Here is a 25,956-nt window from a genome sequence, read left to right on the forward strand (position 1 = left end):
CGCGCGCTCCACCTCAGCAGGTGTGAGCGACTTCTTCGCTGCTCTCTCAAGCGGGCTCACGCCCACCAGTGTGTCGGTCATCATCCGACCCTTCCCGCTGAACCAGTCAGCGCGTTGGGCCAGTTACACCGTTACTCGGACAGTCTCCCGCGGGGGCGTCTAACCGCGGCCAAGGCACGACTTCCGAGGATGTCGCTGGGAGGGGCAACCGCTCGCCGCGATGGGCTTCGCGGTTGGGCGTTACTGGGGAGGGAAGGCGGTGATGAAGAGGCCGATGACCCGGCGGTAGGAGCGGGTGTACGCGCCTTCGTCCCATGTCGTCTCAGGTTCGTTGGCCAGGTGCTGGCTCAGCACACCGAAGTGGAGGCTGGCGAGGATGACGAGGCCTTCTGCGGAGTCCGCCTCGCCGGCGAGCTGGTCCCGAGCAATGGCGTGTCCGATCATCGCTCGCAGTTCGGTGACGAGCTGGTCTGCCGGGGCCATGGCGTCGGGGCTTGGGTGGAATCCGGGCACGGGGCGCCAGAACAGCAGTTGGGCCTCGACGGGGTGGGTGACGGCCCAGTGCGCGGTGGCCGTCATGCCTGCGGTCAGGGCGACGAGGCCGGGCTCGGCGCCGGCGATGCCATCACGCCAGGCGGCGAGGTTGGCTCGTTGTCCGCGGGCGAACACCGCGTCGTGCACGGCGAGGACGGACGGGAACCACTTGTAGAGCGAGGGCGGCTGAATCGACAGGGCGCGGGCCAGCCGGGTCATGGTCAGTCCGGCCACGCCGACCTCGGCCATGATCTCGACGGACCGGTCGAGGATCGCTTCGAGGGTCGCCTCGTGCCGGGGCGTTCGGCGGCTGGCGGCTGTCACCGGATCAAGGATAGACGCCGTGTTCCCTTGTCGGCTACGGCTACGAGGCGTAGCCTTTCAGGACGTCAGCATTGGAGTTGATACGGACGAAGGGGACGGCGATGAAGGTTCTTGCGATGTCGACCAACAGTGGGGATCCGACGGCATACCTCGCTGACGAAGGGGCTGCGGTCGAGGACCTGACTCGTCGGGGCGTCGTGGAGTGGGTGCTGGTCAAGGCGGACTGGTCGGGGGCGGTGCTGCTCCTCGAGGTCCCCGACGTAGAGACCGCGCGGGCCACCGTGGAGGCGCTTCCGATTGCCGCGCACGGGCTCACACGGTTTGATCTGACCCCGGTGCTGGACCCGCCCGCGCCGGGCGGATCGCCCACGGGTTAGGTGTGGGGCTGCCTGGCGGGTGCGCTCCGCTCGCATCGAGCTCCTGCAGCAGTCTCGCGTTCGAGGCCTAGATGAAGAAGGCCACCGTCGAGCTCGAGGCGATCGTGCTCGCCCGCGAGTCGCCCCTGATGGACCTGCACGGTGTGCACCCGGTCGTCGTGGCACGGGTGTTGGCTGACGTCGGGACGCGTCTCGGTTCCCTGACCGCAACAGGTTCGCGTCCTGGACCGGCACGGCGCCGCTCGATGCCCACGGACGACCCACCGTGCCGGACGGCGTGACCGACCCGCAGATGCGCAAGCTCGTCGTCACGGACAACCGTGCCGGCCTGCGTGGCCTGCTCATGGCGGGCTTCACCGGCACGTGGATCAGCGACCCCTACGCGACCGAACGCGCGCAGAACAAGATCCTCGTCGGGGGGGAGCGTTCCCGGCACCGGCTCTCCCCGGCCGGGGACCGGAGCATGAGCCACATGATCCACATCGCTGCGATCTCCCAGATCCGTCTGGACACGATGGGCGGACCTACTACGGGCGCGTGCCCGCCGACGGTAGGCGGCCCCTGGAGGCCATGTGGTGCTTGAAGCACAGATCTCCGACGCCATCTATCGCCAACTCGTCACCGACGCCGCAGCCGAGCACGAACCCAAGCCTGGGAGCGCACTGCGGCCGTCTCATGTGTCCAGCGCGGCCGGTTCACACCCGCACACCGGCACTTCGGATCAGCCACTTCCCGGACCGCCCCAACGACGCTACGCCGCAGAGCCACCACGCGAAAGGCCCACCTCGAAGCGGCCGGTTGAACAACAGAAGTGTCCCTATCAGTTTCGTGAAGCGGCGACGGGCGAGTCTGACGGCGGCGGTGGGGACTGGTCGAGGTGGTCGGCGCGGTAGGTCTGGCGGTCCCGGAGCATGGCGTGCAGGACGTCGACCCGGCGGCGAGCAGGGCAGGTCAGCGCGGCGGTGTGGGTCTTGCCTTCAGCCTTCTTACGGTCGTAGTAGGCGCGGCTGGCGGGGTGTCGCAGGCTGGCGAACGCTGGGAGGTACAGCGCTCCGCGCAGGCACCGGTTACCTCGGCGGGCCTGCTGTTCTCCCTTGATGCTGCGCCCGGACTGTCGGGTCGCTGGTGCCAGGCCGGTGTAGGAGTCGACGTGCGCGGCGCTGGCGAAGGTGGACCCGTCACCGACGGTGCGCAGCAGCTCGATCGCGGTGCGTGGCCCGACCCCGGGCATCGAGGTCAGGATCTCGGCCAGTGGGTGGGTGGCGAGGAGGTCCTGGAGCTGCGCGGCCAGCGCCTCGCGCTGCTCCAGGACCGAGAGCAGCTGACGTGCCAGTCCGCGGATGACCTGGCCGTATTGCTCGCAGGCCGGGATCACGACCGTCTGCTCGGACAACGCCGTCAGGATCTGGCCGGTGAGGTCGGCCGCGATCCGCGGCGAACCTGTCGCGATGGTCTTCTTGATCTGTGCCAGGCCGAGCGCCGCAACGGCTGCCGGTGTGCCGGTGACGGCCACTAGACGTAACACCCCGGGACGGCGAAAATGCTTGCCCAGCAGTCGTTCCAGCGCTGGGTGCACGTGCAGCAGCGCGTCGTGCAGGCGGTTGGTCAGCCGGGTCGCCTCGGTGTCCAGGTCGGCGTCGTACCCGGCCAGCACGGCGAGCTCGACGGTGGTGTGCTCCTCGAAGCCGACCCGGCGCAGGGCGTGCGGCAGGGTGCGTGCGGCATCGGCGATGATGTGCGCGTCGCGGGCGTCCGTCTTGGCCTCACCGGGGCACAGGTCGGCGACCCGCCGCATCGACAACCCCGGCAGGTACGCGACAGTCAGACCCCGCGAGCGGGCCACCGGCACCGCCAGCGCACCGATCGAGGCGAGCTGGTCGACGACCACCAACACCTGCCCATGGGCCTCAAGCTCAGCAAAGAGCTCCAGCAGGTCCGGCTCGGCGTTCGGCAACGGTCGATCGACAAGTCGTCGGCCGCTGGGATCGAGGGCGACCACGTGGTGCGTTTCGCGGGCGACGTCGATCCCGCAGTACACGTCGAACTCGGCCGCGGCCGAGGGCTGGCAAGGGCTCGATCTGGACACCAGGCTTCCTTCCTAGCTCTACGGTGCGGCCTTCGCGACGATGGGCACCATCGCCGGCTATGCCGCCATCGGCGCGTTCATCGGGGCAGTGATTCTGGTCGTTCTCGGGCTGATGGGTCTGCGTCACGCTCGCCGCATGGAGGAGTCGGCCACTGCGGAACCGACAGTGACCGGCTCAGCCCCCGCACCAGTCTCCTAGCCAACAGCAGCCCAACGTTGAACCGGATCATGCCCGGTGGTGCTCACGCGGGCCTACGCGTATCCGGGTCGGCGCCGGTCACCCATCTCCGAGCTCCACCGTCCGCGGACGCCAACCACCGCCGCTACCCCGAAGCGGGCCACACAATGGACTATGTCCGACGTACGCAGGGGGGCCCTGGTTGGTCGCGATGGTGAGTTGTCGCGGCTGCTCGAATTGCAGTCACTAGCCACAGCGGGACACGGCTCCACAGCGCTCGTGATAGGCGAAGCGGGTGTCGGGAAGTCTCGGCTCGTTTCGGAGTTCGCCGCGAGGACACGCGATCAGGGTGCCTTGGTAGTCACTGGTCACGGGGTGAACCTGGAGACCGGTGAGCTTCCTTTCGCGGCGTTGGCTGACACACTGCGCGATCTCGTGCGCCAAGTGGGTCTCGATGAGGTGCGGCGGTGTTTGGGGCCTCGGGCTGGCGAGTTGTCCGGTCTGGTGCCTGCCCTCGATTCTGGGGGCGCGACGTGGGACCGGGCTCGGATACTGAGTGCGGCGGCGACGCTGCTGGACGGGATCGCGGTTGACCGGCCGCTGTGCTGGATCGTCGAGGACCTGCATTGGGCCGATTCCGCATCGCGAGACCTGGTGGCCATGGTTGCCCGCTCGCTGGCGGACCGGTCGGTGATGCTCGTCCTTACGGTGCGCAGCGACGTGGCGTCACCCCATGGGCTGCCAGCGAGTGTGGCGGACCTGCAGTCCCTGCCGGAGTCCAGCACGATATGGCTGGCCCGCCTAGACGAAGCGTGCGTCAGGCAGCAGCTGGACGCACTGGGGTGCGTGGGGCTGGCGCCGAGTGTCGAGGAGCGCCTGTTTCTGCTCAGCGAGGGCCTTCCACTTTTCGTCGAGCTGCTGGCGGCGAACGTCGATGCGATGTCCGATGGCCTGGCCCCGACGCTACGACAGCTCGTGCTCGCGCGCCTGCCCCCGCTTCCCGGACCCAGCGCGAGGGTGATGGAGGCTGCGGCTCTGGGAGAGGTGGGATTGTCGTACGACCTCTTGGCACGTGTGGCCGGCATCGGCGACGACGAGCTGGTTGCGGCGCTGACGGGCGCTGTCGAGGGTGGGATCCTCGCGTGGGTGCGCGACGGGCGTGCGGTCGCCTTTGCGCATGCTCTGATACGGGAGGCAGTTGCCGGCTCGATCCCTCCGCCTCAACGGCGGGAGCTGCACCGACGCTGGGCCGCTGTGCTGGAACCGCTAGCCCGGCGGGATCCGGGTGCGACATTCGCGCTGGCGCATCACTGGTACGAGGCCGGGGAATCACGGGAGGCGCTTGCCGCGTCGTGCCGAGCGGCTGCCCGGGCGTCCGAAATGAGCGAAGCGGCGCTAGAGGCGGTGCACCTGCGGAGGTGCCTGGACCTGTGGGAGCTGGTGGAAGACGCCGACGCGGTGGCCGGGCGTTCCCGTGACGAGGTGCTGTTTGAGCTGCTCAGTACTCGCTGGGCCACCGGGGACAACTCGCTGGTACTGGAGACGTGCGACGCGGAACTGCAGCGGGCAGAGGTCCAGGCCGATTCCCTCAGTCGGCTGTGGATGACACTGCGCCGGGACCGGTCGCTGCGGGTTCTGGGCAGGACGCAGGACTTCGGGTCGGTCGCCGCGGTGAGCGAGCGTGCGGCCGTTCTCCTCGCCGCCCCACCGGACATCCGAACGATGGACTGCCTCGGTGAGAACGCATCCCTCGCCGAGCGCTACGCCCCCGACCTGGCCACCGTTCAGTACCAGCGTTCGATGGCCATCGCTCAGACGTATCCAAGCCGACGGGCACGGCTGTACACCCGGATCTTCTTCGGCCTCGACGAGGTCCGGCATGGATTCCCGGACCGGGCCATCGACGGGCTCATAGGTCTACGTGAGGAGTTCGCGGGATCGCCCGTCGCTGATCTCTGGATGATCGAGGGCAACCTGATCCATTGTTTGTGCGACGCTGGCCGCTACCTCGACGCGATTGCCGTGGGGGGCGGGGCCATGGGTCGGGTCGCAGACCCGCGCTCGCTTCGATCTCTTTTCGGGTTTGTCGCCTGCAACACTGCTGAGGCACATCTGCAGCTGGGTCAGTGGGCGGAAGCCGACCGGCTCCTCACTCACGCGGTCGGCGTTCGAGGCAGGGCATCCGTGTCGATCGACGGCCTAAAGCTCGTCTTGGGCATTAGACGGGGTGACATCGCCGACCAAGCCCCGGCGCGGCGCGAGGCCCTGCATCGCGCGGACTCGCGACCTGACTTGTCCGGGACGGACGAATCCTTGGCCGACCTCATCGCCCTTCTCGCCTCCGTGGGCGACGTGGCGGCGATGCGGGATGCTGTGGCGCGACTTGACGAGGTCCACCAGCAGGCCATGCCCTCTGTCGTCTGGCCAGGGCTCAATGCGGCCCTTCGCGTCGAGGCCAGGCAGGGCTCGGTGCACGCGCGCTCTTGGGTGGATCGGTTGGATCGTCAAGCCGCGCGCCTGCGATGGTCGAGCCCCCTGTCTGACGCGTACCGTGCGGAGCACGCGGCACTCATGGCTCGCTTCGACGGCCATGAGACGGCAGTACTGTGGCGGCGGGCGGTTGCTGCCTGGGTTGTGGTGGGCCGCGTCTGGGACGAGGCCCACTGCCGCCTCCGCCTGGCCGAGTCGCTGCTCGCGGAGGGACACCGCCGGGATGCCCAAACAGAGAGCACCGAGGCTTTCGAGATCGCCCGCCGCCTGGGGGCCGCACCTCTGCACGAAGAGATCAAGGGCTTCGCTCGACGAGCACGGCTGCCCCTACCAGGGGACGTCCGAAGGCAAACGGACCGGGCCGACGTGCTGACCGCGAGGGAATGCGAGGTTCTGGCCCTGGTCGCCGAAGGTCGGAGCAACAACGAGATCGCATCCGCCCTGTTCATGTCGCCCAAGACGGCCAGCGTTCACGTCTCCCGGATTCTGACCAAGTTGCAGGCCGCCAATCGTACGGAGGCGGCCGCTATCGCCCGCAGGCACGGGCTGCTGGACTGAAACCGCACCGATCGGGGCGTTTGGCTGTTTGGCGTCCCGCATCTGGGTGACAGGCAGGCAAGCAGGCCATGGTGAGGGTGCCCTCGCGGCGACATCACACGCCGGGGAAAGCTCGCGAGTGGTACGCCCAAGTGCGTGCGGCGGTTATCCACCGGCCGCCAACGTGCCGCCGCTGCCTGCTCTCCCCTCTCATCATTCGTGAGCGCTCGGCTCGAGCGATATCCTCAGCGTTTCGCGTGGCTGCCACGCGCAGCATCATTTCCGGATTGCATCCAAAGGTGTTCATCATGAGCTCCTCGGGCGAGAGGCCGCGACTTGCGGGTCCCTTCAGGCTCGCCGTAAGACCGCGCGCTCGAATCAGGAGAAACTCCTATCTTTGTGACCGCCACGCCTTACAGAGCACGGAGGGAACAGGTCAGAAACTTCCCTCGGTGTGACAGTGGCTCCGCGATGCGCTGAGCCCTGGCGGGTGGCTGGCGGTCGACCTCCTCGGCGACCGAGACGACTGGGCTCACGCAGAGGGCATGACGTTCCTGACCCGGTCTCAGATGGCGGAGCTGCTGCAGGGCCTGGACTTGCTCCCGCTAGACGAGGAGGACGAGGATGGGCACGCGTTCACCGGCCCCAAGCACTGGCACGTCTTCCACGTCCTGGCTCGCCAGCCCGAGGCTCCTTCCCCGGCGCGCGGTCTTTCCACCGTCTGACGTCAGCCTGGCAGCGGCTCGGTCCAGTCGACCAGGCTGAGACCGGTCGTGTCGATCGGACCGGCAACCAGCACGTGCGGAATGGTGCAGTACAACAGCGGCACGTTTCCATCCTCGACGCCGCCATCGACGTACTCCCGGTAGGCCTGCGGCACTTCGTCAAGCTCCTCGTAGGCGTCGGCGACGAACGGGCTGAAGTGTTCCGGTGGGCCCGACAAGTCGGTCGCCTCGTAGCGCAGCGCCGGCACGTCGGCGATGCGATCGAGCGGAATCATGAAGAACGACCCCGTGAAAAGTCGGGGCCCCCCACGAAGGGTCGCGTAGAAGGCACCTGCTCCATGTTTGCCAGATAGATCAGGTGCGGGTGAATGGTGGAACAGTGCACAAAGTCGTTCCACCGAAGTCCCAACAAGGGGTCGCGAGAGTCCAGAACCCATTCGCGACCGACGTACTTCGACACCTGCAGCTCATGGGCAGGGGCACTGATCGCAGCGAGCTGATGCAGGGGAAACAGCGTGTCGCCGACCATACCCCGCGGCACCCCGTGGTACACGAAGCCCACGGGGCCAACGGGGCCCACACTAAACGCAACGGGAACCCCACCCAAACGTCCGCTTTGCCGCGAGTCCCGGCCGACTCGGACCTCCTTCCAACCGCCGCAATGGGGCCTTTTGGCTAATCGACGATGAAGTCGTGGATGGCGTCCGATAGAGCCTGCCGGTCGGGGCCCAGCCAGTAGAAGTGGCTGGGCGCGTTGGTGTCGACGAGGTGGGTCCTGGGTATCGTCTGCACGAAGTCCTCGGCGTGTTCGAAAGCCACGCCACGATCGTGTCGGGACGCCGTCACGAGGGTGGGGCAGGGAACCGACCGCAGAACCGCGTGGCGATAGTAGGCCCGGTCTGCCGCGCCTTGGCGAAGGTCAGTGACAAACCCCGATCCAGAACCCATGGCGGCGAAGGTCGCCCGAGCCGATGCCCGGTCCGCAGGCGTCCACGTGTGCCACCACGAGTCGACCGGGAGCGTCGACAACGTCGACATCATCAGACGCAGACCCCTGTCCGACGAGGTCATCGCGCGGATGGCCCGCCAGGTGAGCCGTTGAGTCCCCGAAGAGAACCCCAGCGGGCCCGTCGCCGCCTCCAGCCTGCTGTCAGGGTAGGGCAACGTCGACGGAGCGCAGCTGTGCAGTACCAGCCGAGGCGCCAGGTGCCCCAGCGCGACAGCGACGTGCACCGCCTGGAGTCCCCCGAAGCTGATTCCCACGGTAGCGGCCGCTTCGCCGATCCCGAGCCCGTCGCAGACCTCCGCCACAGCAGAGACGAACTCGGCCGCCATCAGCGGACCCACGCGCGTGCAGCCATAGCCAGGCCGGGAGAAGGCCAAGACCCGAAACCCCAGGTTGGTGTAGAGATCTGAACCAAGCGGAGTGCCCGCCGACGAGTGTCCCCCGGGAAAGGCGAGCACGACGGGTCCGCCGACAGGACCGGCCATCGACACTTCCACAGGACCGAGTGACGTCGACACCACCTGGGTCTTCACACCCCGAGCATGACACCGCCTGGAACGCAACACAGGTCGCGACTCGACCAAGCTCCGAAGCGGGACCTGGCCGCCGACCCCCTGCGACCCGGTGACCACGAGCGGACAGGTCGCAACAAGGCACGAAGCCAGTCTTTCCGGGGGTCACCTCGCGGTCACCAACCACAGCCCAGCACCTTCAGGCTGCCTTGGCGATCCTCACAGTCTATCCGCCGCCTGCCGGGCGCTTTCGTCTCAGCCACATAATGCCCATGACAGGGTGTTCGCGTGCGACCGCCGAAGGCCAGAGCGGCACGTATCGTGCAGTGCCCAAGACCTTCGGTGCGGCGCACCCTTCCGGCTACGGAAGCAAAGCGAAGCAGAACGACTGGCCCTCAAACTGCGGGTGCGGACCATGGGTCGCTTGAACAGATCCATCGGCGAACACGATCTGGCCCGCATCGTGTTGGACCAGCCCCGGGCCCGGCCCTTGGATGTTCACGGTGTTTCCGACCGTCCGTGCCGAGCCGTCGGGGTAGTAGGTGTCCATCCACGTGTCCCGCTCGACGATCGTGTGCCCGTTCGCCGAGATGACTGCCCGGTAGTCGACTTGCACCGCGACGAACGCAACAGCGCCAGAGGGGTCAAAGAACACTCGGAAGGTCAGTACCTCGTCTTGGACGACGTCCACCGAGAACCCCTCTGGCGCGCACACCTCGGAGTCCACGAAGACCTCATGCGAAGAGAACGTGCCGTGGTCCGGCGGCGACGCCCACGCCGTGGCCGGAACTGCCATCAGACCGGCCACCCCGAGGGTGGCTAGTACTGTCGGCCGGACACGCCTTCTCGCCCCCGGTCGCCGCTGTTGCACGGATGCCCGGACGGTCAGAAGCACCAAGAGCGTGGCGATCACGGGGAGAGCGAGCATCGGAAACCTCCTGGGTTGCTGGATGAACCTGGCCAAGCCGACGCGACGTTGTCGTCAGTTGCAGGTGATGTTGAGGCACTGGAGTGGGTTCCCGTTGCCCGCGGCGTGGTTGCCCCCGCCGTCAAGGGTGCCGGGGACGGCCGTGATGCCGAGGTCGCCGTTGTGCACCGCGACGTTGCGCGTGATGGTTGTGGTGGCCAGGCCGGTGGACGGCCCTGTCACCTGGATCCCGTCGTCGACGGCGCCCATGACTCGGTTGCCTTCGATCACTGTGTTCAGCACGACGCCGCCGGCCTCGGGGCCGATCGCGATCCCTTCGTCGGCACGGTTGACCAGGTTGTCTCGCAGGATGTTGCCTACAGCGGGGCTGTGGCCCTCGTCGCCGAAGTCGTCCACCTCGATCCCGTACCGGATCCAGTCGACGACGGTGTTGCTCGCGACGAGGTTGCGGTTTCCGTAGATCTGGATGCCGATGCCGTCGGGGCCGACCCCGTGCAGCAACTGGTTGTTGGTGATCGTGTTGTCGTCGGCGCTCTCCAGCACGACGCCGCCGGAGCTGCCCGTCACCTTGTTGTGGTCCACGACGTTGCCGGTCGAGAACTCGATGCCGAAAGCCATCTCGACGTCGTTGGCGAGGGTGTTGGCGACCACACGGTTGCCCACGGCGTCCTCAAGCTGCACGCCGAACGAGTTTGCGTTCAGGGCGTTGTGGGTGACGGTTGCGCGGGTAGCTCCCTCGAGCCGGACCCCAGCGCCGCCGATGTTGCGCAGGCTCTGGTTGTCGCTGACTTGCGCGCCGTCTGAGGTGACGATCGCGATCCCGGAGGCCTGGTTGTCGGTGGAGACGTTGCGGCTGACTCGGGCGTTATCGGAGCCGTTGACGAAGACGATCCCCCTACGGGTCATCTGCCGGACCCTCATGGAAGTCACCACGCCCGAGGGCGACTGATCGAAGACGATGCCACGCCAGAACCCCTGCACGGTTCCGTTGGTGACGTGGACGTCGCTATGCCCTGTCACTCGAATGCCCATGTCGCTCGGGTCCTCGAGAGTGTCGCCGCTGACGAGGTGGCCGTTGAGGTCGACGGTGATCCCGTCGGCCCCGATGACCAGGCCGTCGCCGACGCAGCCGACGAGGTCGGTGCTCAGCGTGGTGTCGACGGTCAGGACCGCTCCACACCTCAGTGGGCCGGCCTCTTGAGCGAGGGCCGGTGTGGCGCCGGCCACCGTCAGCGCCGACGCGGTAACGACAAACTGTGTCCAACGTGATCTGCTCATCTCGTCCTTCACCTGCTCTGGTTGGTGGGTGAGCTTCCGTCGTCAGCGCCACGCGGTCACCCAGCACCAGGGTTGAGCTCTCAGCTGCTCGCATCTCTGGGCGGCGGAAAGCACGGATGTGCTCCACTCTCACGAACCCCGAGACGGCATTTCGGTTGCATGTCATCCGTGACCGGGCCGGTTGGGGTGGCCACAGCCGTGGCTTTCACGCGCGGCTGTCCTTGCGATCCCGTCCACGCGACAGGTGCCCGGAGACGACCGAGTCAACGCGTCAACGCCCCGCGTAGTGCTCCTTCGAGCACCCCGAAGGGGGCTCTGAGCAGAAGCCCACAGGTCGTCTCACCGGGCTCACCGGGCTCACCAGGCTCATGCAACCCGAACACCGTCTGGGGGTTCGTCTGAAGTGGAAGCATCCTCAGGGGATTCGGTAGGTGGTCAGCTCATGGACGACGACGGTGGCGCGGTCCGCGCTGTACGACCTGTCCTACCCGCGCCTGGTGACCCAGATGGTGGCGTTGCGCGGCATCCGGTCCAGCAAGGTGGCGTGGCTGCGGACGGTGGCCCTGAACGTGCTGCGCAACCGCTGGCGCCGGGCCCGAGTCGCCGGGCGCATCCTGCCGAAGTTCCGGGGCCAGCTGAGCATCAACCTCGGGCACGGGCCCCGAGGACCACCTCGCCGTGGCGTTCGCGGTGAGCCAAGCTGAGCCTGCCCGTCCGGCCGACCGTCGTGCTCCATTACATGGCCGACGTCAGTGGCTTGCAGTTCGCCCGCGAGCTGTCCGCCCCGGAAGGGATGGCAAAGGCGCGTCTGGCCCGGGCCCGCGCGCAAATGGGCGGCCACGTCAGCGAACACGAGGAGGCGGACCGTGTCTGACCTGATCGACTTCGTCTGTGAGACCGAGCGGTCCGTTGACCAGCCGCCCTTCGCGGCCATGATCGTGACCCAGCGCCAGGCCCGGCGCCGCCGGTCGGCCGTGACCGTGACCGCCGCGTTGGGCGCCGTCCTTGCCCTGGTCCTGGCGGTCGCCGGCCTGGGCCAGCTCGGGCACAGGCAGCTCCCGTCGGGCCCGGCACCGCAGCTGCTCGTCCCGGACTGGACCGCGGACCAGATCGTCGAGCACCCCGACGCGTTCGTCGTCGCCCAGGTCGAGTCCCGCAGCCAGCCGAACACCACCCTGACGGTGTGGAAGCGCTGCACCCAACCCCGCGCGGACCATGACTGCTTCGGCCGCGAAGCCATCGCCGTCGTGGACGGATCCGACGCCCGGCTCGTCACCCTCGGAGCGGTGACCGGGTCGAGCCAGCAGCCCTCGCTGGGCGATGAGGGGCTGCTCCGCGAGGTCGACGACGGACTCTGGTACTGGGCGCACCAAAACCCCGGCCCCTACCTGCTGTCGGCGACGATGAGCCAGCCGGCACACCTGACAGTCATGGACCGGGCCGTTGCCCACAGCTTCGGGGTCCCGAGCATCGAGTGCGCGGACAGGGTGGGCCTGTGCACCCTCGACCAGAACGCGAGGACACTCGAGCGGCTCGCCATCCCGCAGGTCCCCCACACCCGCTGGGCAACCCCGACCGCCACAGGCTGCGGCCTCTGGGGCCTGGCAGGGGTCGGCGGCAACCTCCGCCTGATCATCCAGCAGCACGACGGCTCCTTCGCCAGCGCCGACATCCCGGACGACAGCGCCGCGGCCGCCATGGCCGAGGGCGGCCCCGGCTGCGAGATCGCCTACTACCAGAGCATCGGCGAGAACAGAGACCAGCTCGTCGTCAGCCTCGACCAAGGGAAGACGTGGCAGATCCGGCAGACACCGATGCCGCAGGTGGCGGGTTACGCCGAGGAGCAGCCCCGGTTCAGGACTCTGATCCCGCCACGGTGGACGTCCTTGCCCCCGATGCCACACCCCCTCCCGCCTCCTCGAGGGCTCCAGCCACTCTGACACCTCCGGACTCGGGCCCGCCTCGCCCTCCGCGTCGAGTTCCGCCAGCTCGAGGATCTGAACCCCGACGAGCACGAGGACGCACGAAGTCGCTCGAGCGCATGCAACCGAAACACCGTCCAGGGGTTCGTCTCAGTGGAAGCATCGTCAGGGGGGATCGGTAGGTGGTCAGCTCATGGACGACGACGGTGACGCAGTCCGGGCGGTCTACGACCTGTCCTACCGACGCCTCGTGACCCAGATGGTGGCGCTCTGCGGCAACCGGTCGGAGGCGGAGGACCTCGTGCAGGAGTCGTTCCTGACCGCGCTGACGCACCAGCAGGACTTCACCGAGGCGGCCAACAAGGAGGCGTGGCTGCGGACGGTGGCCCTGAACGTGCTGCGGAACCGCTGGCGCCGGGCCCGGGTCGCTGGGCGTGTCCTGCCGAAGTTCCGTGCCGAGCTCGAGATCGACCTCGGGCCGCAGGCCCCCGAGGACCACCTCGCCCTCGTGTACGCGTTGAGCCAGCTGAGCCTGCCCACCCGGGTGACCGTCGTGCTCCACTACATCGGCGACCTCAGCGTCGCGCAGATCGCTCGCGAGCTGTCCATCCCGGAAGGGACGGTCAAGGCGCGCCTGGCCCGGGCCCGCGCCCAGATGGCCGGCCATCTCAGCGACCGGGAGGAGGCCGATCATGTCTGACCTGCACAGCTTCGCCCGCGACACCGAGCGGTCCATCGACCCACCCTCCTTCGAGGTCATGATCGCGGCCCGCCGCCGAGCCCGCCGCCGCCGCGCGGCCGCCAACGTCGCCGCCGCCGTGGCCGCCGTCCTCGCCCTCGCGCTGGCCGTCGCCGGCCTGAGCCAGCTGCACCCGAAGCAGATCCCGGCCCAGCCGGCACCGCAGGTGACCTCGGTGGCCGTGCCGGACTGGACCGCGGACCAGATCGTCGGGCAGCCCGACGCGTTCGTCGTCAAGCAGCTCGAGTCCCGCACCCACCCGGGCACCACCCTGACGGTGTGGAACCGCTGCCCCCACCCCGACCCACACCATGGCTGCCTCGGCCGCGAAGCCATCGTCGTCGTGGACGGTTCCGGCCACCGGCTCGTCACCCTCGCCGGTGTCACCGACTCGAGCCAGCAACCCCCCGCGGGCGGGGTCGGGCTGCTCCGCGAGGTCGGCGACGGCCTCTGGTACTGGGCGCACCGAAACCCCGGTCCCTACCTGCTCTCGGCGACGATGAGCCAGCCGATGCAACTCACGGTCCTGGACCGCCCCACCACGCACACCTTCGGAGCGCCCAGCATCGAGTGCGCCGACCAAGTGGGCCTGTGCACCCTCAACCAGGACGCGGGGAAACTGGAGCGGCTCGCGCTCCCCGAGGTGCCCGACACCCGCTGGGCGACCCCGACCGCCCGGGGCTGCGGGCTCTGGGGGCTGGCCGGGGTCGGCGCCAACCCGCGCCTGGTCATCCAGCAGCGCGACGGCTCGTTCGCCAGCGCAGCCCTGCCGGACGCCCCTTACTCCGCCACCATGGCCGAGGGCGGACCGAACTGCGAAGTCGCCTACTACCAGAGCGTCACCGAGAACAAGGACCAGCTCGTCGTCAGCCTCGACCACGGCAAGACCTGGCAGATCCGCCAGCCCCCCCTGCCGCAGGTGGCCGGATACTACGAGCACCAGCCCCGGGACCGGTTCCTCATCCCGCCCCACTGGACCGAACTGCCCCCGATGACCCACCCACTCCCACCCCCCGGAGCCCTCCACCCGCTGTAACCCCGGAGCCGCCTGATGAGCACCTCGGCATGCAGCTCACAGTCCCCCTCTGTCACGCCGTGGCTGGTCTCCTTCCGAGGCATGGCCGCCGCCCCCGAGGGCTGGCGGTACTGGCCATGAGCGCTGCTTGAGCAGCGTCAAACCGGCACCCCTCTGTCGTCAAGAGGCGGGCTCGAGGGGCTTGACGGCCTCGGTCTTCCTCGGAGGGTTGGGCGCGGGTAGCGTCGCCTGTGCGGGTCCGGGAAGTGGCTGATCCGAAGTGCCGGTGTGCGGGTGCGAGCCGGCCGCGCTGGATTCATGTGACGCCCCGCGGTGCCCTCCCGGGCCCGCCTCCGCGGTCGCTTGCGCGGCGTCGCGGGCGTCGGCGATCAGCTGCCGGTACAGGGCGTCGGAGATCCTGCGCTTCAGGCAGCGCATCGCCTCGGCACGGGTCTTGCCGGCGGCGATCTTGCGCCGGTAGTAGGCCCGGCCGGGGGTGTTGAGGCGGATTTGGGTGGTCGCGGCGATGTGGATCATGTGGTTCATCCGACGGTTCCCGGCCCTCGACAGCCGGTGCCGGACGATCTCGCCGGAGGAGGCCGCGATCGGTGCGGTACCGGTCCAGGACGCGAACCGGTTCCGGTCGGCGAACCGGGCCACGTCCCCGACGTCGGCCAGCACCCGGGCGGCGACGATCGGCCCGACACCGGACAGGTCCATCAGGCTGGAGCCGGAGGCCTTGACCATCGCCTTGAGCTCCTTGCTCAGGGCCTTGACCTTCTGGTCGAGCGCGACCAGCTCGGTCAGCTGCTCGAGCGCGAGCCTCTTGCGGGTCTTGCCCACGATGTCGCGGGGGCGCACCGACGCGAGGATCCGCTTGGCCTGCAAGGCGGTCAGGTCTTTCTTGCGCTTGCCCGGGGTCAGCTCGGACAGCAGCCGCTGTAACCGGTTGATGGTCTGGACCCTTTGACGGGTCAGTTCTTGGCGGCGGTCGACCAGCATCCGCAGGGCCTCGAGCTGCTCGTCGAAGGCAAGGACTCGTAGGTCCTTGGTGCGGACCGCGACGACAGCGACGGCGTGCGCGTCGTGGGCGTCGGTCTTGCGGTTGTGGCGGTGTCGAGCGCTCGGGCTCGGGCGCTGAGCTTGGCCGGGACGTCCACGACGTGTTCGCCGTCCCCGAGGAGCCGCTGCGCCAGCGGGCGACCCGCGCCGTTGCTGCCCTCCACCGCCCACACCCGCTCCCGGTAGGCCGCGACGTGCTTGCGCATCGCGGCGTAGCCCGCCTTGTCGGTGCCGAACCGGCCCTTGGCCAGGACTGTCTCGTGGTCGTCGACGACCTCGAGGGTCGCCGACAGCTTGTGGGGATCGACCCCGATGAACACCTTCGCCATGCCGCTACCTCGTCTCGTGATGGACCTGTAGGGATTGCGAGGCGGGCAGTGCTACTGAGAGCTGGGCAGACCCCTCTGGAGCCACACCTCACGGGCGGCGCCGACGGGAACGCAAACCGGTTAAGAGCCACACCGATCACGCCGGTGGGCAGCCGCGAGGAGAGCTTCCCGCCGGGCACCTGGACCGAGTCTGGCCGGACGCCGGCCCTACCGGAAAGTGTCTAGTAGCCGCGAAGGGGCGCCTGCCGTGTTCCGGACGTGCCGAGTCGCCACCGTTGCAAGGGCCAGTTGACTGCGCTCGCTCGGGCCGTCCCGTTACGAGCGCGCCCTCCCGGGCGGCCAATTGGACGTCATCGGTTAGCTCTTTGACCAGGCACTCGGCGGACACGACGCAGATCGATGACACACCTCCGCTTGTGGGTCCGTCACGCGCTACGGTCGGCCTGTGGCCGTGACCAGTTCCTCGACGCCGGCAGGTCGTGGCTTCTCTGACGGGGCCGCCCTGCACGGGCTTGCTGCACTGTCCGGCCCGTACTTGCCGTGGAGTTCGGGCGCGATGCGACCCGCCGGGCTCGTGACCGTGTGCAACGACATCGTCCTGAACGAGCGGCGTCGCATCGTCGAACTGGGCAGCGGTGTCAGCACCGTTCTGCTGGCCCGCCTGCTGCACCAGCGACCACCGCCCGGTGGCTTCCTCATGGCGAGCGTCGAGCACGACCCGGTCTGGGCCCGGTGGGTGCGCGACCAGCTCGATCGCGAAGGCATTGGGACCGATGTCACGATCGTTCCAGCACCGTTGGTGCCGCACGCCCGCGCCGACCCCGGCCTCGCTTGGTACGACGAGGCGGCCCTGGCCCAGGGACTTCGCGAAGCGCTACGAGGAGATTCGATCGACCTGCTGTTGGTGGACGGCCCGCCCGCTCATGCCACCGGCCACGGCTTGGCCCGCTACCCCGCCCTGCCGGTTCTCGCAGACCTCCTTGCCCCGGGCGCCAGCCTCGTTCTCGACGACACCGATCGTCCCGGGGAGCAGGAGGTCCTGCGCCGGTGGGAGCACGAGACCGGCCTCACCTTCGACCGCGGCCCCGAGCGTGGGGGCGTAGCCGTGGCCCGGATGGCCGCCGAGGCCACGGGCACCCGCCATGGCTGACCCGACCTCGACGGGCGGGCGGCCGCTCACCATCGCGCGAATCATCGGAGTGCTGGAGCGTGGCGGGGCCCAGCTCTCCGCGCTGCGGCTGTCCGCCGCCCTGCGCTCCGAGGGTTTCGACACCCGCCTGTACGCCGGGGACGCCACCGACGAAGGGATCGCCCTCGCGGCCGCCTTCGACGTGCCCGTCGAGACCTTCGCTCGGGACGCACACCTGCAATGGGTGCCGTCGACCGATTTCGCAGCATGGCTGCGCCCCCGCCTGGCCGACGCCGACCTCGTCCACGCCCACATGTTCGGGGCCTGGTGGGCGGCAGCGGCCGCCGTGCCCGACGGGGTTCCGCTCGTGGCCTCCGAGCACAACGCCATGACCTGGCCGTACGGCGACCATGTCGCCCAGGCCCGCGCCGCCGCCGGACGCCTTGCGGCCTTCTTCACCCACGGCCCCGCCGCCCGCGGCTTCGCCGAATCACTCGGCGTCCCGGAACGCCGGATCCTCGAGGGACGCTCCATCGTCGACGGCTTCGATGCGCGACCGCTGCCCGGCCTGCCCAGCCTCAGGGTGACCTTCGCCGGGCGCCTGCACCCCGAGAAGGGTGTCGACGTCCTGCTCGAGGCACTGGCCCTGCTCCCCGATCCGCCGACGACGCTCCTCCTCGGAGACGGTCCGCTGCGCGAGTCCCTCACTGCCCGGTCGCGCGCCCTCGGCCTGTCCGACCGGGTTCTCCTGCCGGGATGGGTGCGTTCGCCCGGCTCCTACATCTCAGGAGCCAACCTGCACGTCGTCCCGTCCCGGGAGGAAGCCTGGTCCCAGAGTGCCGTCCTCGCCCTGGGCCTGGGGGTGCCCGTCCTTGCCAGCGCCGTCGAAGGGCTGCCCGTCACGTTGGGACAGGGCCGCGGTGTGCTCGTCCCGCCCGAGGACCCCGAAGAGCTCGCCTGCGCCATGGACGAGCTCCTGCACGGGCGGGGGGTACCCGACCCCACACCGGGGCGCGTCTACGCCGCACGCTTCACCCCTGAGCAGATCGCGCCGTACTACGCCGACACCTACCGGCAGCTCATACCTGAGCAACCGGCCACCCCACATAAGTCCCACGCCTCACCGCAGCGAGCCGCCGACGCACCCGCGTGACACGAACCGGTCGATCGAGCCGTAACCGGCTCACCGCTGCGTCATCCCGCCGCCAAGGTCGCCGGCGCGCGAGCGCCTCCGGCCCACTCAGTGAGCTCCTCGGCGAGGAGCATCCCCCGCGTCCAGACTGACCGGCATCGGCCAGCTACCCGGGCCGGATGACGGCACGACGATCCTTCCGGGGCCTCTCGCGCGCATGCGCCGCCGTCAAGCGCAGGTATCCGTCGTTCCTGCCGGGCCCGGGCTCTATCGTTGACGGGAGACTGTCTCGGGGCGGCCTCGGGGGCTGGAGCGCTGGATGACGAAGCCGGAGACGCGATACGCGAAGAGCGATGGGGTCAGCCTCGCCTACCAGGTCGTGGGTGACGGGCCCCATGACCTGATCCTGGTGCCGGGCTTCGTCTCTCATGTCGAGGTGGCGTGGGAACAGCCGCGGCTGGCTCACTTCCTGAGCCGGCTGGCCTCGTTCTCGCGGCTGATCGTGTTCGACAAGCGGGGTTCGGGCATGTCCGACCCCGTTGACCACCCCCCGTCGATGGAGCAGCGGATGGACGACATCCGCGCTGTCATGGATGCCGCCGGATCGCGCCGTGCCACCCTGTTCGGCGTATCGGAAGGCGGCACACTCAGCCTGCTGTTCGCCCACAAGCACCCGGAGCGGACGCGGGCGCTGGTCCTGTACGGCTCATGGGCACGTCGCCTTGCCGGACCCGACTACCCCTACGGCCCCTCGGCTGAGCAGCTCGAGGACACCATCGTCGGAATGGACCGGGCGTGGGCGTCCGGCACGTGGTGGGATGGTGGCCGCCCGAGTCCAGCCGACGATGCGCAGCATCGCGCGTGGTGGGCGCGGTACCTGCGGATGGCGGCGAGCCCCGCCATGGCGCAGAACGCCATCCGTATGAACATGCGGATGGACGTTCGCGACCTGCTCCCGAAGGTCGAGCAGCCAACCCTGATCTTGCACCGGACAGGTGACACGTGGATCGAGGTGGGCCACGCACGGTACCTCGCGGAGCACCTTCCCGGAGCCCGTTACGTCGAGCTGTCCGGAACTGACCACCGGCCTTGGCTCGGCGACGTCGACGCGATCGCTGATGAGGTCGAGATCTTCGTGACCGGTCGAAAGAGCCGTCCGAGGCGGCGGACCAGCCTGGGGGTCGATGCGTTGAGCCGACGCGAACGCGAGGTGGCTCTGCTCGCCTCCCGCGGCGAGACGGCCCGCGCGATCGCCGGCCAGCTCGGGGTGAGCAAGCGCACCGTCGAGAGTCACCTCGTCAACGTCTACGAAAAGCTCGAGATCGGTTCGAAGACGGAACTGGTGCGCCGGGCCGCCGAGCTCGGAATCTAGCAAAGTCCCGTATCTATACGGAGGTATCTCTGACCGTCCCTGCCTACCTTGATCGACAACCCCAGATCGAGGGAGGTCGAGATGAACGAGTCAGGGTCAACGTGGTCCACGCCGCGTGAACTGCTGTCGGTGGCTTTTTCGCGACGGCAGCTCAAGCGGACCGTGTCCGTCATGTTGATTGTCGGAACCGCGTTCTTCGCGATGAACCAGCTCGGCGTCATCCTGGCTGGGCGCGCGACCGCTCTGGTCTGGGTGAAGGCCGTTCTGACGTACCTGACTCCGTTTTGCGTCTCGAACTTTGGCCTTCTGTCGGCCACCCGCAGAACTGTGCACCGCTCGCGTTCAACCCAAACCGGTTGAGAGCGGCGAACTCCTCACTCACCCCCCCAGGGCAATGATGCCAAGAAGCAGGAAAGGAAGAAGGACATGAACGAGGCGGGAATGACCGAATTCGTCGAGAAAGCCATCTGCGATGTCGGAGCCCTGCTCGGCGGTTCGTTGGTCGTCATCGGCGGCAAACTCGGCCTGTACCACGCGATGGCCTGGGCCGGTCGGCTTAGCCCGGCGGACCTGGCCGGCCGCACAGGCACCGCCGAGCGGTACGTGCGCGAGTGGTCGAGCGCACAAGCGGCACGCGGCTACCTGCTGTACGACGGTGACGGCCGGTTCCTGCTCCCCGATGAACGCGCCATCCCACTGACCGATGAGACGACCCCAGCCTGTGTGATCGGAGCCTTCGAGAACGCTTAGTTGCGAATGTTCTCGCGGTGCTCGTTGTTCCAAGCCCGGCACCTCGTTACCGGGCGACGCGGCATGGTCTGGCGCTGGATCCACGCCCGTCCGGACCTCCGCGAACGCCGAGCCGGCCGAGTGCCGGCGGCGCCGCGACGCTGCTGCCGCATCAACGGAGTCTTCGGCTTGTGCCCTTCGCGATCCTGTGCCCACGATGGGGGATGCGCTACGTGGAGCTGCGTCGGCACACCGACAACGAGGGCGACGAGCTGACCGGTCAGGGTGTGGCGGATGCGGAGGCCATCGGCCGCGAGGGACTGCAACCGCCGTATGCCGCGTTCGTCTCCTCCGGCGCGGCCCGCGCCACCCAGATGGTCACGATCCTGCGCCACGCGGCTGGGCAGGACGACTGTCCCATCTCCGAGGTGACTGGGCTGCGCTCGTCGGTCGAAGACCGCTGGCGGAGCGCGGCCAAGGCGGCAGGTAAGGGCGCCACCGTCGAACAGCTCCGCGAGGTCGACCCCGACCTGGTCGAACACGAGGAGCGGCTGATAGGCACGGTGCTGCGTGGGGTCGTCGAGTCCCTTCCCGAGGGCGGCCGGGCCCTCGTCGTGGGGCACAGCCCGACGAACGAGGCTGCGGTTCAGGCCTGACAGGTGAGACCGTCGAACCGCTCGGCAAGGGTGCCGGCGTGCTGCTCATCGAGGACGGCGGCAAGTTCACCATCGGACCGCTGTAGGGCTAAAGACCTTTAGTACGGCCCGGACGACGAAGGAGTCACGAACACGTGCATCGCGTTCGGCACGCGGCTCGGGCCACGTCGGCCGCTTTTGCCGCGCCGAGTACGTCCTTTCGCCGCCTGTTCACCTCTGCGGGGCTTGGAGTGCGCCCTTCAGGTAGTCGCTGGACCAGAGGGGGTGCCCGCCTGAGTCTCTGAGGGAGCGTTGTCGAAGGCGGGATGGCGGCTCGACACCTTGCGAGCCTCGGTCAGATGCCCGCCCAAGTAGGCGCCTACTCCGGAGACGGTCGCTCCAGCAAGCGCAAGTCGCGCCCCGGTCCTGTGCCGACCGTTCCGTCTGGCGGTCCATGACGCCGCGTAGGCGCTGATCGCCACAGCATTGGTCACCGCGTGGACCAGGCCAACCCGCTTCTCGCGCGACCCCGCGACCGACCACTCGGCCCAGCCGGCCCACGCTGTCGGGCCGACCGCGAGGAGACCGGTGCCGACGAGCCGCTGCGCCGCTGCCGACGAGCCGCGCCCGCCGAAAAGGTCCAGCACCGTGGCTGAGGTCCACGTGCCGAGGACGACGTCGGTGAGCAGCGGGTGGATCGCGTGACCCAGCCACTCGCCGCGCAGCACCGACGACCGCCTCCCCGTGCCGAAGGCGGATCGGATCGACGGCTCGAGCGCTCGCACCGGCCTGTCGAGCGCGGTGGTCTCCTCGAGCCGCAGCGTCCAGCGCACGATGGCCGGGGGCCGTTCGATCGCGCTCATGTACTTCTCCTCGCTGAACGGTGCATCGGCGTCATCCGTGTCGGCGCCGGATACCACGTTGCCCCGCTCCACTCTCATGGTCAACACGAGATCCGTAGCGGCCCCTGTTTCACTCGCACCTCTGCCGGTACGAGCGCCCGTGAACATCACACTTATCCGCCCCACGAGCCACCTCACGACCATGGAAGCGCGGCCGGAACGGACGTTCTTCAGCCGATGGCATTTCATCGTCGCCCGGCGATGAGCTGAGTGATGATGGTGTCGGCGAGCCAGTTCTTGCCTCCCTCCTGCTCGGACGCGCGCTAGTACTGAACACAGCACTGCGACCATCAACGAGGTCGCCGGAAGTCTCGTCGACGCGGTGCACGCAGATCGCTGGATCTTCCTGTTACCCGTGGACGAACGTCTGCTCGGTGGGCCTTCAGACACCGGCTCGCGCGAGGTGCGTCTCTTCGCCGCGTGTCGTCTGGGCAGTAGGCATCCGTGTCGTCCAGGCCTATAGGTTCAGCCGGACATGAGCGGAGATATGGAGGTACGCCATGGCAGCACTGGTGTCGTTCTACGGCGAGAATCCCATCGACATGCCGGACAGTTCGGAGCGTCTCTACATCGAGCAGCAGCCTCTCAGCGAGGCGTCCGAGTTCGAGGTGGGCTACGTCCGCCATCCCGTGAGCAGGACGCGGCTCATCCCTTTGGCGAGCTACCACTCGCAGATCCTCGTCGAAAAGACAAACGACGCGATCGCCATGCTCACTGCGCTCGGAGCGAGCAAGATCGAGCTGTCCTACTCGGGCAAGATCTCTGACCAGGCGAAGGCCGACGTCGAGATCCTCTTCGGAGTGTTGAGCTTCGGTGGCAACAAGAGCGACTCGGAACACCTACGGGGCATCTACCAGGCCAGCGGTGACGGATCGCATCCCCGAGCCCTCCCGCCACTTCTATGGATCGACCAGCCGGGTTGGCGAGGGATCATCGACGGCAGACTCCACGGCGGCATGCGCGAGTTCGCGCTGACCTTCACCTACGAGCACGACAGTGGAGTCGACGCCGACCTGGTCTCGAACGCCCGACAAGCGGGCCTGCGCATCGGCGGGGAGTTCAGGAAGGCGCACCGCGTCTCGTTCAACCTGCGGGGAGAGTTTCCGCCCCTCGGCGACGCAGCGCCTGAGTCGTCAGCCGGTGGCCAGGACAACGTCGCATTCATGGCCAATTCTTGATCCCTGAGGCTCCGCTGCCTCGACTCTGCCACTGGCCGTCGCGCGACGTCCGCTCCGCCCTCGCGTCTCCGTCCTGTCCGCCGCTGCATGTCCCGACCCGCGTCTATCCGCCGCGGGCGGGGCGTGACCGGATCCGGTCCAGAGCGCACCCTCGACGAGGTCGCTGTGCGCGTGGCCGGGGCCGTGCAGTCTCGCTATGGGCCGATGCGAGCCGAGGGCTACCAATCACCGCTGCTTGTTGCACGCACTGCCGTCGGCATCCCCGGCACGCTCGCCCCGTGGCGGGCCTCCGCGTTCCACCCGTGTACCGGGGTCGTGCTCGGACTGGCCTGGACGGCCGACTTCCCCGGACGCAGCCGCGATCGGCCCGGAAGACTCAGGGCCGCTCGGGAAAGTTGTGCTTGCCACTTGGGTGCAGAAGCGGCTCGGTTGTTCGCGGGACACGGTTAGGACGCCGGGGATAACGTTGTTTGGTTCACGAAACGGTCGTTGCGTCGGGCACGGAAGGAGATCGGAAATGGGCAAAACGGACGATGTCGAGGTCATCCGACGTGGATACGCGGCCTTCAGCGCCGGTGACATGGCCACGCTCACTGAGCTCTTCACTGACGATGCTGTCTGGCACGTGCCCGGCAGTGGGTCCCTGTCGGGAACGAAAGAAGGTCGGGACGAGATCCTGTCCCTATTCGGCGAGCTGATGACGCGGTCGGGTGGAACCTTGGTCGTCACCCTCGACGATGTCATCGCTGGCGACAACCACACCGTGGCGTTGAACAGGAACCAGGCCACCCGCGACGCGCACACGCTGGAGCAGAACGCGGTCATCGTCTTCCAACTCCGCGATGGGCGGGTTGCTGACGCCCGCCAGTTCTTCGACGACACGGCCAAGAACGACGAGTTCTGGAAGTAGTCGGAGCGCTTGCTTGTCGGCGTCCCGAGCCGGTCTGCGGCACGTCCTCAACTTCCGCGACCGGTCCCTTCCCCTCAGTGGACACACTCCCTCCAGGACCACAATCGGCTTACGTCTTCGCTGCCGCGCCTAGCTCGTGAAGCACGAACCCCGGCCGAGCCGCCTGAGGCCTTCTCGGTCACCAGGACCGAGGTCGCTTTGGCCAATGTTGTCCTCGTACATGAGTTGGTCTCGCGCGGGCACGTGACTCAGGCCGGCCAGGTGGCCGAACTCGTGCATGACGATCGCGCGGGCGGCAGTCCAACCGTCAGGTCGCTGCAGAACTTCACGGAACTGGGGTCCGTCGAGATTGACGGTGCCACTGACCCAGTGCTGCTGCGAAGGTGTGTAGTACGGCGCCCCGGCGGGTCCGGCAATCCCGGCCACACGGCCTTGCAGCCCGGGAACCACTGAGGGATCGGTCCACGCCACGAGGACGGGCGACCACCGGTTCCCATAGCGCGACTTCTCAACCGGCGCCCGTCGGGCGGTCGGCGTCTCCGTCGTCGCACCCTCGATCACGAACTGCAGTCCCGTCGCCGCGCTAACGGAGCCGGCCGCTTCGCGAATCAGCTCGTCGGCCCCAGGAGGCGCCGCGGCATCGTTGAGAACCAGATGGATTGGACGGCACGGGTCCCACGAGACAGGCCGGCCCCCGAGCTCGGGGATGGTCTTCATGAAGACGTAGTCGGCGGACGACGACAGGCGCAGACCAGGCGTACTGAGCGGCTGAGTCCGTGCGTCCGCCGGCGCCGGGGGCCACAGGTCCCGGGTATCCGAAGGACTCCGACCGGTCAGGGACGCGCCGTTGACCCAGCTGGGCACGTCGCCTTTGGGGTTGGGCACCCCACCCGCAACTGCACTGCTTCCCAGCTTCCCGACAAGGGCCGGGTGAAAATACAGGGCGGCCGCTACAACGAGCAGAGCGATCACAAGGGGTACGGCGGTAGAGCCGCGGAGTCGACTTTTGGACGCACGACGGCGTCTTCCGCGACGGGTCGGTGGGTGCGGGACAGCCGGCGCGGGCCACGGTGTCTCGATGCGTCGTGTGCGAGGTCGCTGGCGTCCCGCTTGTAGGTCGGCGAGGCACCACAGACACAGCAGCTCAGATCGACCTCCGAGCTGCCCGGCGCGTTCGCCGGGGCGCAGATCTTCCCCACACGCGCACCGAACCGCGCGACCTACGTGGACCATCTCCACGCGTTCCTGCATGACGCCCCCCGAGACCCGCCACTGATTGCCCGAGTGATGAGTATCAGCGGCCTCGGCAACGACCGCTGCGAAACGGGCATAAGTGACGAATACCAAATGAGCGCGCGTCCTACTCACCGACCGAGCAACAAGCACTCGTCCGTAGCCGCGCACCTCATAGACCCGACCCACTCCGCCGCCGAGAGATTGCCGGCAGTCACCAGATCCCGTGCCCTAGAAGGCAGAGACACGAACTTCGTCTGTCACGCCCATACCGCCGCACTAGCGCGCGAGGACCGGTCTGTCCTGGCTCCCTATCATTGAGCCGACGCACGTGTTTGTCTCAGTCCGTCGGCCTATCGAGGAGCTCATCGCGACGAGGTGGTCGGCCTTCATGCCGGACCTGGCGCCGCACGTAGTGCGTGTGCCGCCAGCGCCGGCACGAGTCGGCGCTTTCAAGCGGTGCGCCGGCGGCTTGCCGATGCCATCAAGAGACCACCCGCGACGACGACCGCCGCGGCCACGCCAATCCCGATCGCTGGCACGTTTGTCGACGCCGCTCGAAAACGAGGCCGTTCCGACGGTCGAAAACGAGGCCACCGGTTTGTCGGTTCTAGTCTGCCGGGTCTTGGGTTCTGATGCTGGGCAGGGTGTCGATTCCTCGGTTGCGTAGCCGGTAGCTGGCGCCCTTTAGGGT

Annotated in this window: 26 protein-coding genes and 1 pseudogene; 18 read left to right on the top strand and 9 right to left on the bottom strand. The window is 68.3% G+C overall.

Annotation, left to right across the window (positions count from 1 at the left end; translation table 11 throughout):
* Window positions 1-240: 240 nt before the first annotated feature.
* Window positions 241-858 carry a TetR/AcrR family transcriptional regulator gene (locus tag AB4Z14_RS21205; protein WP_442276960.1) on the bottom strand — a complete coding sequence of 206 codons (618 nt, stop codon included), beginning with the start codon at window positions 856-858 and terminating at the stop codon, window positions 241-243.
* 116 nt (window positions 859-974) lie between these two features.
* Between AB4Z14_RS21205 and AB4Z14_RS21210 the strand changes: the two genes are divergently transcribed.
* The 3 genes from AB4Z14_RS21210 to AB4Z14_RS21220 all read left to right on the top strand — a co-directional run bounded on the left by AB4Z14_RS21210 (window position 975) and on the right by AB4Z14_RS21220 (window position 1,818).
* Window positions 975-1,235, top strand: a complete 261-nt coding sequence (locus tag AB4Z14_RS21210) for a hypothetical protein (protein WP_442276961.1) — start codon at window positions 975-977, stop codon at window positions 1,233-1,235.
* Window positions 1,236-1,306: 71 nt separating this feature from the next.
* Entirely contained in the window at window positions 1,307-1,516 is a 210-nt protein-coding gene (locus AB4Z14_RS21215; protein WP_442276962.1) for a hypothetical protein, read from the top strand.
* Window positions 1,513-1,818, top strand: a complete 306-nt coding sequence (locus AB4Z14_RS21220; protein ID WP_442276963.1) for a hypothetical protein — start codon at window positions 1,513-1,515, stop codon at window positions 1,816-1,818. Before AB4Z14_RS21215 ends, AB4Z14_RS21220 begins: the two co-directional genes overlap by 4 nt.
* 237 nt (window positions 1,819-2,055) lie before the next feature.
* Here AB4Z14_RS21220 and AB4Z14_RS21225 read toward each other — a convergent pair whose 3' ends face one another.
* Window positions 2,056-3,321, bottom strand: a complete 1,266-nt coding sequence (locus AB4Z14_RS21225; protein WP_442276964.1) for an IS110 family transposase — start codon at window positions 3,319-3,321, stop codon at window positions 2,056-2,058.
* Between the two features lie 352 nt (window positions 3,322-3,673).
* Between AB4Z14_RS21225 and AB4Z14_RS21230 the strand changes: the two genes are divergently transcribed.
* On the top strand, window positions 3,674-6,547 hold the full coding sequence (locus tag AB4Z14_RS21230; protein WP_442276965.1) for a helix-turn-helix transcriptional regulator: 2,874 nt from the start codon (window positions 3,674-3,676) through the stop codon (window positions 6,545-6,547).
* A gap of 524 nt (window positions 6,548-7,071) precedes the next feature.
* Entirely contained in the window at window positions 7,072-7,251 is a 180-nt protein-coding gene (locus AB4Z14_RS21235; RefSeq protein WP_442276966.1) for a hypothetical protein, read from the top strand.
* Window positions 7,252-7,253: 2 nt separating this feature from the next.
* Here AB4Z14_RS21235 and AB4Z14_RS21240 read toward each other — a convergent pair whose 3' ends face one another.
* The 4 genes from AB4Z14_RS21240 to AB4Z14_RS21255 all read right to left on the bottom strand — a co-directional run bounded on the left by AB4Z14_RS21240 (window position 7,254) and on the right by AB4Z14_RS21255 (window position 10,987).
* Window positions 7,254-7,526 (bottom strand): hypothetical protein, encoded by a 273-nt coding sequence (locus AB4Z14_RS21240; RefSeq protein WP_442276967.1) that lies wholly within the window; start codon window positions 7,524-7,526, stop codon window positions 7,254-7,256.
* Between the two features lie 400 nt (window positions 7,527-7,926).
* The gene (locus AB4Z14_RS21245; RefSeq protein WP_442276968.1) at window positions 7,927-8,790 is read right to left on the bottom strand and encodes an alpha/beta fold hydrolase; all 864 of its coding nucleotides are present in this window, start codon (window positions 8,788-8,790) and stop codon (window positions 7,927-7,929) included.
* A 340-nt stretch (window positions 8,791-9,130) separates the two neighbouring features.
* On the bottom strand, window positions 9,131-9,697 hold the full coding sequence (locus tag AB4Z14_RS21250; RefSeq protein ID WP_442276969.1) for a hypothetical protein: 567 nt from the start codon (window positions 9,695-9,697) through the stop codon (window positions 9,131-9,133).
* Between the two features lie 54 nt (window positions 9,698-9,751).
* Window positions 9,752-10,987 (bottom strand): NosD domain-containing protein, encoded by a 1,236-nt coding sequence (locus AB4Z14_RS21255; RefSeq protein ID WP_442276970.1) that lies wholly within the window; start codon window positions 10,985-10,987, stop codon window positions 9,752-9,754.
* Between the two features lie 419 nt (window positions 10,988-11,406).
* On the opposite strand from AB4Z14_RS21255, the gene AB4Z14_RS21260 reads away from it, so the two are divergent.
* The 5 genes from AB4Z14_RS21260 to AB4Z14_RS21280 all read left to right on the top strand — a co-directional run bounded on the left by AB4Z14_RS21260 (window position 11,407) and on the right by AB4Z14_RS21280 (window position 14,672).
* Complete coding sequence (locus tag AB4Z14_RS21260; protein WP_442276971.1) at window positions 11,407-11,679, top strand: hypothetical protein; 273 nt, start codon at window positions 11,407-11,409, stop codon at window positions 11,677-11,679.
* Between the two features lie 35 nt (window positions 11,680-11,714).
* Complete coding sequence (locus AB4Z14_RS21265) at window positions 11,715-11,849, top strand: hypothetical protein (RefSeq protein ID WP_442276972.1); 135 nt, start codon at window positions 11,715-11,717, stop codon at window positions 11,847-11,849.
* Entirely contained in the window at window positions 11,842-12,915 is a 1,074-nt protein-coding gene (locus tag AB4Z14_RS21270) for a hypothetical protein (protein ID WP_442276973.1), read from the top strand. The genes AB4Z14_RS21265 and AB4Z14_RS21270 overlap by 8 nt, the downstream gene beginning before the upstream one ends.
* A gap of 175 nt (window positions 12,916-13,090) precedes the next feature.
* Window positions 13,091-13,597: an RNA polymerase sigma factor gene (locus tag AB4Z14_RS21275; RefSeq protein ID WP_442276974.1), complete on the top strand. Its 507-nt coding sequence runs from the start codon at window positions 13,091-13,093 to the stop codon at window positions 13,595-13,597.
* Window positions 13,590-14,672, top strand: a complete 1,083-nt coding sequence (locus AB4Z14_RS21280; protein WP_442276975.1) for a hypothetical protein — start codon at window positions 13,590-13,592, stop codon at window positions 14,670-14,672. Before AB4Z14_RS21275 ends, AB4Z14_RS21280 begins: the two co-directional genes overlap by 8 nt.
* A gap of 159 nt (window positions 14,673-14,831) precedes the next feature.
* On the opposite strand, the pseudogene AB4Z14_RS21285 reads toward AB4Z14_RS21280, so the two are convergent.
* A pseudogene (locus AB4Z14_RS21285) lies at window positions 14,832-16,042 on the bottom strand (IS110 family transposase).
* 445 nt (window positions 16,043-16,487) lie between these two features.
* Here AB4Z14_RS21285 and AB4Z14_RS21290 point away from each other — a divergent pair.
* From AB4Z14_RS21290 to AB4Z14_RS21315, 6 genes are all read left to right on the top strand, one after another.
* Window positions 16,488-17,192, top strand: a complete 705-nt coding sequence (locus tag AB4Z14_RS21290; RefSeq protein ID WP_442276976.1) for a class I SAM-dependent methyltransferase — start codon at window positions 16,488-16,490, stop codon at window positions 17,190-17,192.
* Window positions 17,185-18,324 carry a glycosyltransferase gene (locus tag AB4Z14_RS21295; RefSeq protein ID WP_442276977.1) on the top strand — a complete coding sequence of 380 codons (1,140 nt, stop codon included), beginning with the start codon at window positions 17,185-17,187 and terminating at the stop codon, window positions 18,322-18,324. The genes AB4Z14_RS21290 and AB4Z14_RS21295 overlap by 8 nt, the downstream gene beginning before the upstream one ends.
* Before the next feature lie 298 nt (window positions 18,325-18,622).
* Window positions 18,623-19,675, top strand: a complete 1,053-nt coding sequence (locus AB4Z14_RS21300; protein ID WP_442276978.1) for an alpha/beta fold hydrolase — start codon at window positions 18,623-18,625, stop codon at window positions 19,673-19,675.
* An 81-nt stretch (window positions 19,676-19,756) separates the two neighbouring features.
* Window positions 19,757-20,035, top strand: coding sequence for a nitrate/nitrite transporter NrtS (nrtS, locus tag AB4Z14_RS21305; RefSeq protein ID WP_442276979.1), 279 nt, complete (start codon window positions 19,757-19,759; stop codon window positions 20,033-20,035).
* A gap of 66 nt (window positions 20,036-20,101) precedes the next feature.
* Entirely contained in the window at window positions 20,102-20,425 is a 324-nt protein-coding gene (locus tag AB4Z14_RS21310; RefSeq protein ID WP_442276980.1) for a hypothetical protein, read from the top strand.
* Window positions 20,426-20,628: 203 nt separating this feature from the next.
* Entirely contained in the window at window positions 20,629-21,060 is a 432-nt protein-coding gene (locus AB4Z14_RS21315; RefSeq protein ID WP_442276981.1) for a hypothetical protein, read from the top strand.
* Between the two features lie 239 nt (window positions 21,061-21,299).
* Here AB4Z14_RS21315 and AB4Z14_RS21320 read toward each other — a convergent pair whose 3' ends face one another.
* Window positions 21,300-21,980 (bottom strand): DUF2231 domain-containing protein, encoded by a 681-nt coding sequence (locus AB4Z14_RS21320; protein ID WP_442276982.1) that lies wholly within the window; start codon window positions 21,978-21,980, stop codon window positions 21,300-21,302.
* Window positions 21,981-22,441: 461 nt separating this feature from the next.
* Here AB4Z14_RS21320 and AB4Z14_RS21325 point away from each other — a divergent pair, with 461 nt between their 5' ends.
* Window positions 22,442-23,119 carry a hypothetical protein gene (locus AB4Z14_RS21325; RefSeq protein ID WP_442276983.1) on the top strand — a complete coding sequence of 226 codons (678 nt, stop codon included), beginning with the start codon at window positions 22,442-22,444 and terminating at the stop codon, window positions 23,117-23,119.
* A gap of 517 nt (window positions 23,120-23,636) precedes the next feature.
* Window positions 23,637-24,029 carry a nuclear transport factor 2 family protein gene (locus AB4Z14_RS21330; RefSeq protein WP_442276984.1) on the top strand — a complete coding sequence of 131 codons (393 nt, stop codon included), beginning with the start codon at window positions 23,637-23,639 and terminating at the stop codon, window positions 24,027-24,029.
* Window positions 24,030-24,158: 129 nt separating this feature from the next.
* Here the strand turns inward: AB4Z14_RS21330 and AB4Z14_RS21335 are convergent, their stop codons facing one another.
* Window positions 24,159-24,746, bottom strand: coding sequence for a matrixin family metalloprotease (locus AB4Z14_RS21335; RefSeq protein WP_442276985.1), 588 nt, complete (start codon window positions 24,744-24,746; stop codon window positions 24,159-24,161).
* Window positions 24,747-25,956: the final 1,210 nt, after the last annotated feature.

Source organism: Terrabacter sp. 2TAF16, assembly GCF_052115065.1.
Taxonomy (GTDB): Bacteria; Actinomycetota; Actinomycetes; order Actinomycetales; family Dermatophilaceae; genus Terrabacter.